The sequence below is a fragment of the Gordonia sp. DT101 genome (assembly GCF_049844895.1).
Lineage (GTDB): Bacteria > Actinomycetota > Actinomycetes > Mycobacteriales > Mycobacteriaceae > Gordonia.
The window spans coordinates 334,219-349,059 of the sequence record NZ_JBNCLX010000002.1 but is presented as its reverse complement, the minus strand read 5'-3'; the positions used below and the strand labels follow the sequence as shown (position 1 = coordinate 349,059).

General features: G+C 64.9%; 13 protein-coding genes. 8 read left to right on the top strand and 5 right to left on the bottom strand.

All coding sequences use genetic code 11. From position 1 onward, the window contains the following. The first annotated feature begins 43 nt into the window (after positions 1 to 43). Positions 44 to 553, top strand: a complete 510-nt coding sequence (locus ACLQ3I_RS08140) for a DinB family protein (protein ID WP_425801136.1) — start codon at positions 44 to 46, stop codon at positions 551 to 553. A gap of 81 nt (positions 554 to 634) precedes the next feature. Here ACLQ3I_RS08140 and clpB read toward each other — a convergent pair whose 3' ends face one another. The 4 genes from clpB to ACLQ3I_RS08120 form a co-directional block, all read right to left on the bottom strand. Beyond that, entirely contained in the window at positions 635 to 3,187 is a 2,553-nt protein-coding gene (gene clpB / locus ACLQ3I_RS08135) for an ATP-dependent chaperone ClpB (RefSeq protein ID WP_425801134.1), read from the bottom strand. A gap of 232 nt (positions 3,188 to 3,419) precedes the next feature. Continuing rightward, a complete protein-coding gene (locus tag ACLQ3I_RS08130; RefSeq protein ID WP_425801132.1) occupies positions 3,420 to 4,520 on the bottom strand; it encodes an alpha/beta hydrolase fold domain-containing protein in 1,101 nt (366 codons plus the stop codon). Positions 4,521 to 4,549: 29 nt separating this feature from the next. Further along, positions 4,550 to 6,184 (bottom strand): flavin-containing monooxygenase, encoded by a 1,635-nt coding sequence (locus tag ACLQ3I_RS08125; protein WP_425801130.1) that lies wholly within the window; start codon positions 6,182 to 6,184, stop codon positions 4,550 to 4,552. 10 nt (positions 6,185 to 6,194) lie between these two features. Further along, positions 6,195 to 7,160: an NAD(P)H-dependent flavin oxidoreductase gene (locus ACLQ3I_RS08120; RefSeq protein ID WP_425801128.1), complete on the bottom strand. Its 966-nt coding sequence runs from the start codon at positions 7,158 to 7,160 to the stop codon at positions 6,195 to 6,197. A 194-nt stretch (positions 7,161 to 7,354) separates the two neighbouring features. Between ACLQ3I_RS08120 and ACLQ3I_RS08115 the strand changes: the two genes are divergently transcribed. The 7 genes from ACLQ3I_RS08115 (at position 7,355) to ACLQ3I_RS08085 (ending at position 14,192) form a co-directional block, all read left to right on the top strand. Beyond that, positions 7,355 to 8,509: an acyl-CoA dehydrogenase family protein gene (locus tag ACLQ3I_RS08115; protein ID WP_425801126.1), complete on the top strand. Its 1,155-nt coding sequence runs from the start codon at positions 7,355 to 7,357 to the stop codon at positions 8,507 to 8,509. Continuing rightward, positions 8,506 to 9,429: an acyl-CoA dehydrogenase family protein gene (locus tag ACLQ3I_RS08110; protein ID WP_425801124.1), complete on the top strand. Its 924-nt coding sequence runs from the start codon at positions 8,506 to 8,508 to the stop codon at positions 9,427 to 9,429. Before ACLQ3I_RS08115 ends, ACLQ3I_RS08110 begins: the two co-directional genes overlap by 4 nt. After that, entirely contained in the window at positions 9,419 to 10,210 is a 792-nt protein-coding gene (locus tag ACLQ3I_RS08105; RefSeq protein WP_425801122.1) for an enoyl-CoA hydratase/isomerase family protein, read from the top strand. The genes ACLQ3I_RS08110 and ACLQ3I_RS08105 overlap by 11 nt, the downstream gene beginning before the upstream one ends. Beyond that, positions 10,207 to 12,282, top strand: a complete 2,076-nt coding sequence (locus tag ACLQ3I_RS08100; RefSeq protein ID WP_425801120.1) for an acetate--CoA ligase family protein — start codon at positions 10,207 to 10,209, stop codon at positions 12,280 to 12,282. The genes ACLQ3I_RS08105 and ACLQ3I_RS08100 overlap by 4 nt, the downstream gene beginning before the upstream one ends. Positions 12,283 to 12,357: 75 nt before the next feature. Further along, a complete protein-coding gene (locus tag ACLQ3I_RS08095) occupies positions 12,358 to 12,963 on the top strand; it encodes a TetR/AcrR family transcriptional regulator (RefSeq protein WP_425801118.1) in 606 nt (201 codons plus the stop codon). 387 nt (positions 12,964 to 13,350) lie between these two features. Then, complete coding sequence (locus ACLQ3I_RS08090; RefSeq protein WP_425801116.1) at positions 13,351 to 13,767, top strand: hypothetical protein; 417 nt, start codon at positions 13,351 to 13,353, stop codon at positions 13,765 to 13,767. Further along, the gene (locus tag ACLQ3I_RS08085) at positions 13,764 to 14,192 is read left to right on the top strand and encodes a serpin family protein (protein WP_425801114.1); all 429 of its coding nucleotides are present in this window, start codon (positions 13,764 to 13,766) and stop codon (positions 14,190 to 14,192) included. Before ACLQ3I_RS08090 ends, ACLQ3I_RS08085 begins: the two co-directional genes overlap by 4 nt. Positions 14,193 to 14,220: 28 nt before the next feature. On the opposite strand, the gene ACLQ3I_RS08080 is transcribed toward ACLQ3I_RS08085, so the two are convergent. Beyond that, complete coding sequence (locus ACLQ3I_RS08080) at positions 14,221 to 14,709, bottom strand: SRPBCC family protein (RefSeq protein WP_425792400.1); 489 nt, start codon at positions 14,707 to 14,709, stop codon at positions 14,221 to 14,223. Positions 14,710 to 14,841: the final 132 nt, after the last annotated feature.

The following is a 14,841-nucleotide window of genomic DNA, read 5'->3' as shown; positions in this document are numbered from 1 at the left end:
GTGACTCGCTCGATGTCATGGCGAGATGCCACCATCGGCGACCATGACGACCAAACGCCCGGTGCCGCCGATGAACGACGACGAACGAACCACGCTGGAGGGTTGGCTGGACTTCTACCGCGCGACGCTCGCACAGAAGTGCGACGGTCTCGACGACGAGCAACTCCGCACCGCGTCGACCGAGCCGTCGACCTTGACGCTCCTGGGTCTGGTCCAGCACCTGGCGGAGGTGGAACGGAACTGGTTCCGCCGCGTACTGCTCGGGGAGCAGATCGGCCCGATTTATGACAGCAGCTCTCGACCCGTCGGCCATGATGGCGGATTCGAGCTCGCCGAGGAGTCGTCGTACCGCCGCGCCGAAGAGATCAGGCAGAATGAGATCACCCGGGCGCGGGAGAATTGCGCGACCCGAGAATTGCCCGACACCAGTTCATTTGGTGGTGGTGATGTGAGTCTGCGCTGGATCTACACACACATGATCGCCGAGTACGCGCGACATTGCGGCCACGCCGACTTAATTCGCGAAAGCATCGACGGGGTGACCGGCGTGTGACGACAGCAATCGTCCCCGAGGGGTGGTACCGAGGGGAATACCCCTCGGGCCGCCCTCTCGGGGACGATCTCGGTCACCAGATCAGCCGAGCACCAACGATTCTCCGTCGGCACCGACGTCCACCGGCACGATGTCACCATCGGTGACGTCGCCCGCCAGCAACGCCTTCGCCAGCCGATCGCCGATCGACTTTTGCACCAGCCGCCGCAACGGACGGGCACCGTAGAGCGGGTCGAAGCCACGCTCGGCCAGCCACTCCTTGGCCTTCGGCGTCACCTGCAGTTCCAGGCGGCGCTGTGCCAGCCGCTTACCGAGCTGCGCCAACTGGATGTCCACGATGGACACGAGCTCTTCCGGGCTCAGCGCGTCGAAGATCACCACGTCGTCGAGCCGATTGATGAACTCCGGCTTGAAGGCTGCGCGGACCGCCGCCATCACCTGGTCCTTGTCGCCACCCGAACCGAGGTTCGAGGTGAGGATGAGGATGGTGTTGCGGAAGTCGACCGTTCGGCCCTGCCCGTCGGTCAGGCGACCTTCGTCGAGGACCTGCAGCAGCACGTCGAAGACGTCCGGGTGGGCCTTCTCGACCTCGTCGAACAGCACCACCGTGTACGGACGTCGCCGCACCGCCTCGGTGAGCTGACCGCCGGACTCGTAGCCGACGTAGCCGGGAGGTGCGCCGACGAGCCGCGCGACGCTGTGCTTCTCGCCGTACTCACTCATGTCGATCCGGACCATCGCACGCTCATCGTCGAACAGGAACTCCGCCAACGCCTTCGCGAGCTCGGTCTTGCCGACACCCGTCGGCCCGAGGAACAGGAAAGACCCCAACGGACGGTTCGGATCGGCGACACCCGCCCTGGCACGTCGCACCGCGTCGGAGACTGCCTGCACGGGCGCCTGCTGTCCGATGACCCGTTGTCCGAGTTCGTCTTCCATCCGCAACAGCTTCGCGGTCTCGCCCTCCAGCATGCGGCCGGCGGGGATGCCGGTCCACGCCGACACGACCTGCGCGACGTCGTCGGGCCCGACCTCCTCCTGCAGCATCACGTCCTGGCCGGGGTCGGTGCCGGTCTTCTCCAGCGCCGCCGTGAGTTCCTTCTCGAGGCTCGGAATCTTGCCGTACCGCAGTTCTGCGGCCCGGCCCAGATCGCTGTCGCGCTCGGCCCGATCCGCCTCGCCGCGAAGCCTTTCGAGTTCCTCCTTGGTGTCCCGGACGGCGTCGATGGCGGTCTTCTCCGACTGCCAGCGTGCCGAGAGCTCGTTGAGCTTCTCCTTCTGGTCGGCCAGTTCGCCGCGCAGTTTCTCCAGACGTTCCTTCGACGCCGCGTCGGTCTCCTTCTCCAGGGCGACCTCTTCGACCTCGAGGCGGCGGACGATGCGCTCGACCTCGTCGATCTCGACGGGACGGGAGTCGATCTCCATGCGCAGTCGCGACGCGGCCTCGTCGACGAGGTCGATGGCCTTGTCGGGCAGGAACCGCGAGGTGATGTAGCGGTCGGAGAGCGTGGCGGCCCCCACCAGCGCGGAATCGGTGATGCGCACGCCGTGGTGCACCTCGTAGCGGTCCTTGAGTCCACGCAGGATGCCGATGGTGTCCTCGACCGTCGGCTCCCCCACGTACACCTGCTGGAATCGCCGCTCCAGAGCGGCGTCCTTCTCGATGTACTGGCGGTACTCCTCCAGCGTGGTGGCGCCGACCATCCGCAGCTCACCGCGGGCGAGCATCGGCTTGATCATGTTGCCGGCGTCCATCGCGGAGTCGCCGGTCGCGCCTGCGCCCACGATGGTGTGCAACTCGTCGATGAAGGTGATGACCTGACCGGCCGATCCCTTGATCTCCTCGAGGACGGCCTTGAGCCGCTCCTCGAACTCGCCGCGATACTTGGCGCCGGCCACCATCGAGCCCATGTCGAGGGAGACGACCGTCTTGTTCCGTAGCGATTCCGGGACGTCGCCCGCGATGATCCGCTGGGCCAGGCCCTCGACGATCGCCGTCTTGCCGACGCCGGGCTCACCGATCAGCACCGGGTTGTTCTTGGTGCGGCGCGAGAGCACCTGCACCACACGGCGGATCTCGGTGTCACGACCGATGACCGGGTCGAGTTTGCCCTCACGCGCAGCCGCCGTCAGGTCGGTGGAGTACTTCTCCAGCGCCTGATAGGTCTGCTCGGGGTCGGGCGTGGTGACACGAGCATTGCCGCGCACGGCGACGAACGCCTCCTGCAAGGCCTGCGGCGTCGCGCCCGCGTTGGCCAGCAACTTGGCGGTGTCGGAGTCGCCGGTGGCCAGGCCGACGAGGATGTGCTCAGTCGAGACGTATTCGTCGCTGAGCTCACCGGCGAGCTGCTGAGCTGCAGTGATGGCCGCGATCGACTCGCGGGAGAGTTGCGGGTGCGCGCTCGCACTGGCCACCGTCGGCGCCCGATCCACCAGCCCCTGGGCCTGCGCACGAACGGTCGACGGATCCACGCCGACCGCTTTGAGCAGAGGTGTGGCGATGCCGTCGGACTGATCGAGCAGGGCCACCAGGATGTGTGCGGGACGTACGTCGGAATTACCGGCAGCGGCCGCCGCCTGCAGGGCAGTGCTCAGCGCAGCCTGTGTCTTGGTGGTCGGGTTGAAGCTGTCCACTCGCGTACCTTTCTCTCTTTAGTCCAATAGGCTCAAGTATGAGCCATACGGGAGAGAGAACGCCAGCAGAGTTGAGTGTATTCCGCTCAACTCTGGTCGACACATCGTCGATTTTCCGCTCGGACTGGCGGCACAGGCGGTAGACGAATCGACGGTCGGGACCGCCGGTTCGTCTGATCACCCGTCGGTTCGTCCTATGACAATGCCGTGGCCGACAGATGTGCCGAGGGCTTCACAGACTGTCCGCGAACCGTTTGATGTCGGCAATGGTCGCGTCATGCGCCTCGCGGACCGACGTCGGGAAGATGGTCTCGGCAGCATGGGTGAGGCCCAGGTTCACACGTCCATGGGCGACGACGCCTGCCTGAACAAGCTTCCGGAAATAGGCTCTGCCTTCATCGCGGAGCGGGTCGAGTTCGTTCACGGAGATGACGTGAGGCGGCAGTCCGCGAAGGTCGTCGACACTGGCGAAGTATGGCCAGCACTGCGGATTGTCGGCGTTTCCGAAGTCCGGGTCGTAGGTGGCCGCAAGGACATCGAGTCTCGAGCACGAGGCGAAGTACCCGTCGTTCTCGATCATCGACGGCAACTCCCGCAGCTTTCGTTCGTCGCTCCACGCATAGCCACCGCTGATGAACGGCACCATGGCGTAGACACCGTCGACCATGCCGATCGTCCCGTCGCGGGCCGCTTTCAACGCCGTTGCCAGCGCGAGATTTCCACCACCCGACTCGCCCTGGAGAACGATCGTCGAGACGCCCAACCGCTCCCGCTCGGCATGCACCCAGCCGAGTGCGCTGAGGCAGTCGTTCAGTCCGGCGGGGAACGGGTGAGGACCGCCGACACCGCCGGCATTGCGGAAGTCCACGGCGACCACCACCAGCCCGGCACCGGCGAGCGCCATGCACCAGCCGTTGTGAACGGGGCCGTCGACAGCGAGCATCGTCATGCCGCCACCGTGCAGGTAGATCACCGCCGGCAGCGGCCCGGTGGTCCCGGAAGGTCGAAAGATGTTGAGGGCGATGTCGTTGCCGTCGACACCTCGAACCTCCCCGGTGGTCCGCTCGACGGCGGGACCGCAAGAAGGCGTCTCGTTCAATGCGGCGTAGAAGGTCTCGAAGCCCTGCTCAGTGGTGGCCACCACGGCCAGCCGGTCGGCATGCGAACTGGTGCGATCCACCGTCGACGGTCCACTGTTCGCGGCGAACCCGAAGCGCTTCAGCGTCGCGAGCAGATCAGGGTTCATCCGACTGTCAGTGGAGAGATCCATCGCCGGATCGGACAGGCGCCCTTCCTGCTTCGGCGACGGTCGGGCGTCCGCTTCCGATGTCATCGTTCTGCCCTCATCATTGTCCCCCTCGGTCATGACAGTACAAAACCCTGGTATCCGTTGGCCTCGATCTCACGCAAGCGCCTGCCGTACTCGACCACACCGGCCGGATAGATCCCGAATGAATGACCGGTCGCCCCTTCGACCGCGTTCCAGAACCATCCCGACTTGGTCTCCGCGTAGAGCGTCATACTGACCACCTCCGCCACGTGCGCAGTCCATTCGTCGCACGCGGCCTGCGTCGGCTCGATCCGGCTGAGGCCGTTGTCGCGCATGTGTCGCATCAGCGAGTCGAGGAACAGTGCCTGATGCTCGATACAGCGGGGAATGTTGCCGCCCATGGCCTGTGGCCCTCCGAGCATCAAGAGATTGGGGAATCCGTAAGTCCCCAGACCGGCCACAGTATTCGGCCCCTGTCGCCAGGAGTCGCCGAGTGATGCCCCGTCGCGACCGCGGATGTCAATCCGCTCGAAAGCGCCGGTCACCGAGTTGAACCCCGTTGCGTAGATGATGACGTCGAACTCGAATTCCCTTTCGGTGGTGCGAATCCCGTTCTCGGTGATTTCTGCCAGCGGAGTCTCGGTGGTGTCCACGAGTTCGACATTCGGCTGGTTGTAGACCTCGTAGTAACCGGTCTCGTAGGGCGGTCTCCGCTGCCCGAAGCCGTGGTCGACGGGGATCAGCTTCTTCGCCACTTCAGGATCCTCGACACGCGCACGAATCTTCTCCGCGAGGAACTCCGAGAACTCCGCGTTCAGCTCCTTCGTCCGGATCACCTCGATGAAATTGGTGTACAGGCGGGCGAACCCTCTTCGGCCATAAAGTGTTTCGTACCAATGTCGCCGTTCCTCCGGACTGAAGGAAAGTGCCGAAGCGGTGATCGGACCGTGAATGAAGCCGCCGCGGGTGGTTCGTGTCTTGGTCCAGATCGCCTCGTATTGCCCCTTGATCTCAGCCATCTCCAGCGGGGTGATCGGCTCGTTGTTCAAGGGCGGACACCAGTTCGGGCTGCGCTGAAAGACCGTCAGTGAGCCGACGATCGGCCCGATGGCGGCGATGGTTTGCACCCCGCTCGACCCGGTTCCGATGACGGCCACCCGCTTGTCCTTGAGGTCGAGACCTCCTTTCGGCCACCGGGCGGTGTGCGCCACCGCACCCGAGAACCGTTCCCGACCAGGGATGTTGGGATACTTGGGGTCTGAGAGGATGCCGATACCCGTGATGAGGAATCGGGTGCGGTAACGGTCGCCGTCGGCGGTCGTGACCAGCCAGGTACCGCCGTCGGGATCCCAATGCGCGGAGGTGACGGCAGTACCGAGTTTCATGAACGGGCGCAGGTCGAGCGCGTCGACGACATAGTTGAAGTAGCGCTCATTCTCGGGCTGGCCGCAGAAGTGCTCCGACCAGTCCCAACCGTTCCGGAGCTCCTCGGAGAAGAAATATCCGTAGCTGTAGCTCTCGGAATCGAGCCGCGCGCCAGGATAGCGATTCCAGTGCCACGTGCCCCCTACACCGTCTGCGGCGTCGACCGCGATCGCGTCGAAACCCGCCGACCGGAGCCGGTGAAGCGCTTCGATGCCCGACACCCCGCAACCTACGATGAATGCATCGAGCACAGTCTCGCCGCCGGCATTGGTTGCAGTGACCTGTGTATCCGCTTGTGTCATGGGCTCTCCTTCAATCCTGGTCGATCTGCGGGCGGCGGCATGCATCGGCATACTCGGACCGCAGTTGCTGGACGATCTCGCCGACGGTGGGGATGCCGTCGATGAACTCGATGCTCTGCCCGGCGCTCCAGATGTCGCGCCACGGAGTGATGTCCGCCGGCAGGTGGTCACTGTTCAGCGTCCCCGACGGTTCGGGCAGACAATCGGGGTCCAATCCGACGTCTGCGAGGGAAGTAGCCATCCAATTCGCGGGGACCCCCGAGATCCCGTTCGTGTATCGCAGGTCGGTGGCCGAATCAGACATCAGCAGTTCCTTGTACCGGTCGGTTGCGAGTGACTCCTGCGAGGCGATGAATCGGGTGCCGATGTAGGCCAGATCGGCACCCAGAACCTCGGCCGCGCGGATCGCCGCGCCGTGGCCGACCGCTCCGGCCATGACGATGACACCGTCGAACATCTGTCGCAGCCGCGGCACGAGAACCAGATGGCTGACGGTCCCCGAGTGGCCACCGCCACCTGCACCGATCGCGACAAGACCGTCCACCCCGCCCTTGATCGCGCGCTCGGCGTGGTAGAACGAGGTGACGTCGTGGTAGACGATGCCACCCCAATCATGTACGCGTTCAGCAATTCTCGCGGGATTACCGATCGCGCTCACGATGATCTCCACACCATGACGCCGACAAACCTCGAGATTCTCCGCCAGCTCGGCGTCATCCATCCGCGCCGCGAGGTTGACCGCGATGGGACCGACGCGCGCGTCGGAGTCCTCGGACAGCCGTTCGTCGATCCCCTCGCGAATGGTTCGCAGCCAGGAGTCGAACTCCTCGAGCGTGCGTGCGTTCTGACGCGGCAGCCCGCCGACGATGCCGCTGAGGCATGCCTCCCGAACCAATTCCGGGCCGGTCACCAGGAACATGGGTGAACAGAACACCGGCAACGTGAGCCGATCTCGCACGTGCGAGTCAAGTGCCATGTGAGTCCTTCTCTGTCAAACACTGCCCGACCACTTCTTGACGACTAGTCAACCGGTCGGCTAGTTTCGAAGAGTACTACGAGTCACGAGAGCTTGGCTAGGGTTCATCAAGAGCCTTCTGGAATTATTCCGTTGCGCGCAAGGCTGATTCACGTATCTCGCCAGTCGGGCGCGCACTTGCATCAAGGAGAGCCATGGAGTTCGGATGGACGAGAGCCGAGGAAGAATTCCGCACTCGGATCCACGAAGCGTTCGCCACCCACGCGCGGCCTGGTTGGACTCATCACGACCGCGACATGCCGACCACCAAGGACCGTGACGATTCGATCGCGTTCTGCCAGGCGCTCGCCGGAGAACAACTCCTCACGCCGCACTGGCCGGAGGAGTACGGCGGACGTTCGGCATCCGGCTGGGAACAGGCGATCCTCGGAGAAGAGGCGTGGGGTAGCGGCGAGCCGCGCGGACCTCAGTACATGAACGTCAACTGGATCGGACCGGCGATCATCTACGCCGGCACCCAGGAGCAGAAGGACTATCACCTGTCGCGCATCGGCGAGGGGAGTGTGCTGTGGTGTCAAGGCTTTTCCGAACCGGACGCCGGGTCGGACCTCGCTTCCATGCGCACCGCCGCCGTCCGCGACGGTGACGATTACGTGATCAACGGCCAAAAGTGCTGGACGTCCTACGCCCACCGGGCGGAATTCTGTTTCCTCTTGTGCCGGACTGATCCCAAGGCCGAGCGCCATAAGGGCATCTCGATCTTCCTGGTGCCAATGGAAACCCCAGGCATCGAAGTCCGGGAGATCCCGTCACCTTACGCCGCTCACCTGGTGCACGAGGTGTTCTTCACCGACGTACGAGTGCCGGAGAGCTCCCGACTGGGTCCCGAGAACAAGGGATGGCAGACCATCATGACGGTGCTGGCGAACGAGCGGGCGGGCTGGGTCACGCACGAAAATGCACTCCGGCGCCTCGACACGCTCCTCGAACACCCCGATGTCGATCCCACGAATCCGGATGTGTCGGCAACCGCGGGCCGCGCCTATGCGATGGCCGAGGCGACAAAACTGCTCAATTTCCTCGCTATCGACGAGCGTGAGAACACCGAACACGGCAAGGCACGCAACGTCGCGCCGGTCGGGCAGGCAGCGCTCGGACTTCTCGAACCCGCGGTCGGCTGGGCGATCCACGAGATATCCGGGATGGAGTCGCTGGATCCCGATTCGATCGCCGGGCGCTCGATGGTCAGCATGACCGCCAGTCCAATCGCCGCCGGCGCCATCGAGATCCAGTTCAACCTCATCGCCAAGCAGACCCTACAGCTACCCAAGGAAGGACGTCCGGCATGAAACTCACGCTGACCCCGGACCAGGCCGATATCGTCGACGCGGCGGTCAACGCGGTCCGTCGCGCGACCACCGACACGAGCGACGAAGACCAGGCCCGGCGTACGATCGCCGCGCTTTCGGATGGCGGGTTTCTCGACCTCGCCTCCACCGCGGGACCGCTCGAGGCTGCTCTTGTCACCGAAGCCATTTCACGATCGGGCGTGCTGGCCCCGGTGGGCGCCCGACTCCTGGTCGGCGATGTCTACGGACTGGGTGACGATCCTGTCGTCGTCGGATTGATTGATGGGCGCCGCTCACTGGTGCGGTACGGGGCTGTTGCGGACGTGTTCCTCGGGGTCGACGGAGACAATGCGTTTGTGGCGTACAAGGATCAGGTGACCGTCACGCCCCTCACAGACGGTGTCGGAACGCCGGTGGCGCGCGTGGAGATCAACAATTCGACCCCGCTCCCCACTGCGCAGGCGGCAGCGGTGGCTCGACGATGGCGCATCGCCATGGCCACCGAAGCAGCAGGTGCGATGGCCGGCGCGATCTCGTTGACCGTGCCCTACGTCTCCCAGCGAATCGCTTTCGGGCGCCCCCTCGGCGCGTTCCAGGCCGTCCAGCACCGGCTGGCCCGCGCCCAGGTCTTCGCCGAGGGAACGACCTGGCTGGCGCGCCATGCCGCCTGGGCGGACGACGACTACCTGGCCGCATGCGCCGCAACGTACGCCTGCATGGCAGCTGTACAGGTGTACGAGAACACCCATCAGGTGACCGGTGGCATCGGAATCACCACCGAACATGGGCTCGTCCGGCACACGCGTCGACTGGTCGGCCTGCAACGGGAACTCGGCGGCATGAACGCCCACGCCCGCCGCGCCACCGCGGCCCGTCTGGCCGATCCGACACCAGCGGCGGTGGCCGAAAATGTTGCCTGACAACACCGAGAACCTCGTTCTGAGCAGTCAGGATGGCCTGGTGCGGACCCTGATACTCAATCGTCCGGACCGTCACAATGCGACGACGCCCGCCATGCGACAACGACTCTTCGGGCTCCTCCAGGAGGCCGAGGAAGACCCCGATGTCCGATGCATCGTGGTGACCGGAACCGGCCGGGACTTCTGGCCCGGTGAGGACCGTGCAGAACTCGCGCACCTCGACGTTGCGGATGTCGCGCGCGGGCAGACGAATCCGTCTTACGACTACCCGATGAGCATGACCACACCGATTGTTGCCGCGGTGAACGGCACCGTGGCCGGTGTTGGATTGTCCTTCGTCCTGCAGGCCGATATTCGGGTCGCCGCCACCGGTGCGAAATGGGCGGCACCGTTCGCCAGTCTCGGCCTGGTTGCTGAGGCCGGTCTGTCATGGTTGTTGCAGCGACATGTCAGCCGCGGTGACGCTTTGGAGATCCTCTTGACCGCCGATGCTTTCACCAGTGAGGACGCCTATCGCATGGGTATCGTGCAGCATCTCGAAGATCGCGACGAAGTCCTGGCGACTGCACAGCGGATCGCGGCCCGGGTCGCACGCAACTCCCCGTTCTCCGTTCGCAACATCCGGGAGCAAATGAGGATGGACGCGACACGGCCCTGGGATGAGGCCTACGACGACGGCACGCGCCGGGCACTCGTCAGCCTCGACCGTGATGACTTCCGCAATGCCGTCGCGGCGGCCATCGACAAGCGCGAGATCACTTTCGGAGGAGCTCACCGGTGACGCCAAGAGGTCGAAACCTCGATGCTCTGTTCGCGCCGGCCAGTGTTGCCGTCATCGGCGCGTCAGACAATCCGACGCGCATCGGCGGGCGGGTGCTCGCCAGGTTCCTCGACAACTTCGCCGGTCCGATCTATGCCGTGAACGCCAATCGCGATACCGTGCAGGGCCACCCGGCCGCGCGCTCGATCGCCGACCTTCCTGCTGCACCCGATCTCGCAGTTCTCGCGCTCCCTGCAGACCTCGTGCCCGATGCTATCGACGAGCTCGCTGCGTCGGGATGCCGAGCGGCCATCGTCTTCTCGTCAGGGTTTGCCGAATCCGGCGCTGAGGGCAGAGCCATGCAGGACCGTCTCCGTACCGTGGCGTCCGAGTCCGGCATGCGAATCATCGGCCCCAACTGCGTCGGGACCATGAGCATCCCGTCCGGGGTCCTGGCAACCTTCGCGGATCTCCAGACCGACGTGGCGCCGTCAGCGGAGCCGGGGGTCGGGATCGTCAGTCAGAGCGGCGCCCTCGGCTCGGTCTTCTTCCACGCAGCGCAAGCGCTCGGCCTACATGTTTCGTACATGTGCACCACCGGCAACGAAGCCGATGTCAGTGCGGCCGAGGCCATCGCCGCGCTGGTGGAGCGGCCGGACGTGCAATCCGTCATGGTCTACCTCGAGGCACTCAGCGATCCGGAGGTGCTGTACGCGGCCGGTCGTCGTGCACTCGAGCTCGGAAAACCGATTGTCGCGCTGAAGGCCGGTGCATCCGACTCCGGTGCCAGGGCTGCGGCGAGCCACAGTGGATCGTTGGCGGCACCCGACCGGTTCGCCCAGGCGCTCTTGGACCGGGCGGGCATCATGCGCGCGAGTTCTCCGGTGGAACTGGTAACCGTGACAGCAGCCCTGTCGAGCGGGCGGTTCCCCACCGGAGATCGTGTTGCGGTGATGACCCTTTCGGGTGGCGTGGGCATCATGATCGCCGATGCACTCGATGCCGGCGGACTGTCCCTGCCGCGGACCTGTGAGGAGACCGCGCGGCGCATCGAGAAGCTGATCCCGGACTACGGCTCCGCGCAGAACCCCATCGACTACACGGCCAACGCCGTGAACGATCCGGCGGGCTTTGCCGAGATCCTCGACGCCGTGGTGACCGATGACGACTTCGACATGGTCATTGTCAGCGGGCTGGCGATGGGAACCTTTGACGAGAACCTCGCTGCCATCAAGCGTGTCCGCGACAAGGTGACGAAGCCCGTCGTCTTGTCGGTGTCCGGCCCGAACTCCGTCATCGTCAACAGACGCGGAATCCCGTGTGTCCCGGATGCTGTTCATGCTGCCAACGCGATGGTTGCGCTCAAGACCTACGCAGATCTGCGGGCGCGGCCACCCGTGGAGACACCCCAGTTGAGCGAGGGTAGGTCGCGTGGATCGACACACCGCACTCTCTCCGCCGATGAGACCCGGACCCTACTGTCACGCTTTACCATTCCGGTCGTGCCCGAGATCGGCGTCGTCGATGAGGCCGGTGCCGTACAGGCAGCGGAGACGGTGGGCTACCCGGTGGCCGTCAAACTCGATCCCGCAGTTGCGGAGCACAAGACGGAGGTCGGGGGTATCCGTCTGGATGTACGCAACCCGGCAGAGGTTCGCACGGCGGTTGCCGACATGCGAGCCGCGAGCGGTGTGACCGGAGAAGTTCGGGTGGTGATCCAGCAGATGGTCGGCCGCGGACTGGAACTGACCGTCGGAGCAATCCGCGACAGCACGCTCGGTCCGGCGGTTCTTGTCGGTCTCGGGGGCGTCATGGTCGAGACCCTGAACGAGATCGAGATGTCGCTGGTGCCGGTCAGCCATGCCGACGCCGAACGCATGCTCCGGAAGCTGTGTGGTGGACGATTGACCGCCGGCTCCCGCGGCCTTGACGACGCCGCTGTCAAGGCTGTCGGTGACGTGATCGTCGCTGTGAGCTCGCTGATGGCACAGTGCGCCGACGTGATCGAGGTCGACGTGAATCCGCTGATCGTCGGAGAACTGGGTCCGGTGGCCGTCGACGGCCTGGTCCGGGTTGCCCGTCCGGATGTGTGAGACAAGATTGACTACCATGGATTCCTTGACCGGTCCGGGGAGAAGACGGAGCATTCGGATGTATGTGGTGACGACATGACACCACCGAAGGCCAAGCGTTCGAGGGCGACGGCGACCGAGATCGAGGCCGCTTTCGCACGGAGCTTTCTGGCCCACGGATACCGCGGTACCAGCGTCGATGCGGTCGCAAAGGATCTCGGGATGCCGAAAGGCAGTATTTTCTACCACATCGGAACCAAGGAAGCCGTGTTCTTCCGCGTGCAGATGGCTGGCATGCGCGAGTTCACGGATCGGTTGCGCGAGATCGCCGAATCCGGCGAACCGGCGGAGATCCGTCTCCGCGAGGCGATCCGCGACAGTGTGCGGCGCGTTGATCCGTCCGCGGGACCGTTGTTCGCCATGAGCCGCGACAATCATCACCTGCCTCCTGAACATGCGGCCGAACTCGAGGAGGTTCGCCGTGACTACCAAGCTCTGTTCATCGGCATCATCGAAGACGGAGTCGCAGCAGGGACATTTCGGCCGCAAGAGCATCTGAAGGTCGTGGTGTTCGGCATTCTCCGCTTCATCGGCCTCGTGAAGGACTGGTATCGGTCCGACGGCGAACTCTCGCTCAACGAATTGGCCGACCTCTACTGGTCCTTCACCTGTCGTGGACTCGGTCACGAACCCGAGAACTGAGTTCCGGCCCGCTCTCGCGTCTCCGCTCCATCCCCCCGGCCACAATCGCCGACGTCGCGCGAATTCCTCCTTCCACGGCCGCTACCGCAGGTGCAGCCACCCGTCGACGATCGTCTCGGCGTCGGCGTCGGGGCGCTCCCGTCACGTCGGTCTGCGACGAAGTGTGCGACACCAGGTCGTACCGCCAGGTCCAGCCGCCGAACTCCAGGTGGTCCGGAAGAACTGGCGGCAACACTCGGGCGGCCCGCCGACTCCGCTCGGATAGAGGCCCTCGAGGTGCTCGATGTCCTTCGTGCAGGCGTGTCGACCACCGCCGCGATGGGCATTTGGACGCACGAAAGAACTCCGTTGCGCGACCGCTGGGCATCGCAGCTGCCTGACGGTGTTGTGGGGAAGCTGACAAATCAAGCGGCCCTTGATCGGTGGGCGGCAGACGAGACCGGCGGGCTCATCGACCACTTCCCTCTCGAGATCACCGAGGACACCCGGGTGATGGTGGTCGCGTCCGCACTCGCGACTCGCGTGCGCTGGCGTACACCGTTCGAGAGTTCGCCGCGCGGTGACGGCCCCACGACGGATGCGCCCGATCGGCAGTGGCTTGAGCGGACAACTTACGACCTCGCCGCCGTGGCAGGACTCGATGATTCGGTGACCCGCGTCGTGGTAGAGGGCGACGGTGATCTCGACGTTCACTTGCTGCTCGGCGAGCGACCCGCGGACGTGCTGTCCGCCGGACTGCGCGAACTGGCAGGTGAGGCACGGGTCCAACCGCCGCCGACTTCGAGCGTGACGCACCCGGTTTGACGGTCCGCCTCGAGAAATCCCGCACCCCTGACGACCAGCTAAGCGTGAAGTTACCGTCTTTCGAGATCACCACCCACCACGACCTACTTGCCCAACGGGGCCTTTTCGGGTTGCGGACGTTGACCGACCCCGACACCTCGCACCTGCCGTTGCTGAACCCGGTCCCGCCGTACGTCTCGCAGGGTGTACAGAACGTGTTGGCTCGGTTCTTTGCCGAAGGCTTCGAAGCAGCCGCGGTCACCGACTTCGGTCTGATAGCCAGCGGCGCACCACTCCCGGAGCGGTACCGCGTCAAGGCCGTTCAGGTCACCTTCGACCGTCCGTTCGGCTTCCTCGCAGTACATCGACCCACCGGTCTCGCCGTCGTCGCAGGATGGGTGAGCAGCCCGTTCCATTCGCCCCACTCAGGGGAAAAGATGAGGTAACCAGCGGCGTACGGGCGAAAACCGCTCGTCACGCCCCGGATCTCGCCACCGCGATCTCCGCGAGATGCTGCAACGAATTGGTGAGGTGCTCGGGACCGAAGGGCGGGAATTGGATGTACTCACGAATGGACTCCGGCACTGCCGACCAGTCGTAGGTGAGGGTGACGTCGGTCTGCGACGAGCTGTTCGCCAACAGGTCGTACCGCCAGGTCCAGCCGCCGAACTCCAGACCGCCGTCCTTCTCCTGGCCCGGTTGCCAACCGATGGCGCGTGGCGGGTCCAGCACCTCGACCTGGTTGGTCATCTGATAGTTCCCATCCGCATAGTCCGGGTTCGGGTGGTACATGTCGACCCGAAATGTCTGCCCCACCACGGTCAGCGGCGCCGGATCGACGGCTTCGCGCACCCAGCCGGTGCCGTCGATCGCGGCGTGGGTGTTCGGATCGGCCAGCACCGCGAACACGGTCGCGGCGGGCGCGTCGACAGTCACGGTGGCGGTCACGTTCTCTCGGTCCATAAACGGCTCACTCCTCTGTAATTCACCTCGGGTCTCCCGTCGGCGGAACCGGCGTTCCAGTCAGACTGACCGCACTGCACAGCCGAAGTCATCGGTCATCCTCACCGCCGCCACCGGGCTTCACCCGCCGCC

Coding starts and splice junctions, on each gene's coding strand:
- ACLQ3I_RS08140 (WP_425801136.1), top strand. CDS start 44: ATGACGACCAAACGCCCGGTGCCGCCGATGAACGACGACGAACGAACC.
- ACLQ3I_RS08130 (WP_425801132.1), bottom strand. CDS start 4,520: ATGACATCGGAAGCGGACGCCCGACCGTCGCCGAAGCAGGAAGGGCGC.
- ACLQ3I_RS08125 (WP_425801130.1), bottom strand. CDS start 6,184: ATGACACAAGCGGATACACAGGTCACTGCAACCAATGCCGGCGGCGAG.
- ACLQ3I_RS08120 (WP_425801128.1), bottom strand. CDS start 7,160: ATGGCACTTGACTCGCACGTGCGAGATCGGCTCACGTTGCCGGTGTTC.
- ACLQ3I_RS08115 (WP_425801126.1), top strand. CDS start 7,355: ATGGAGTTCGGATGGACGAGAGCCGAGGAAGAATTCCGCACTCGGATC.
- ACLQ3I_RS08110 (WP_425801124.1), top strand. CDS start 8,506: ATGAAACTCACGCTGACCCCGGACCAGGCCGATATCGTCGACGCGGCG.
- ACLQ3I_RS08105 (WP_425801122.1), top strand. CDS start 9,419: ATGTTGCCTGACAACACCGAGAACCTCGTTCTGAGCAGTCAGGATGGC.
- ACLQ3I_RS08095 (WP_425801118.1), top strand. CDS start 12,358: ATGACACCACCGAAGGCCAAGCGTTCGAGGGCGACGGCGACCGAGATC.
- ACLQ3I_RS08080 (WP_425792400.1), bottom strand. CDS start 14,709: ATGGACCGAGAGAACGTGACCGCCACCGTGACTGTCGACGCGCCCGCC.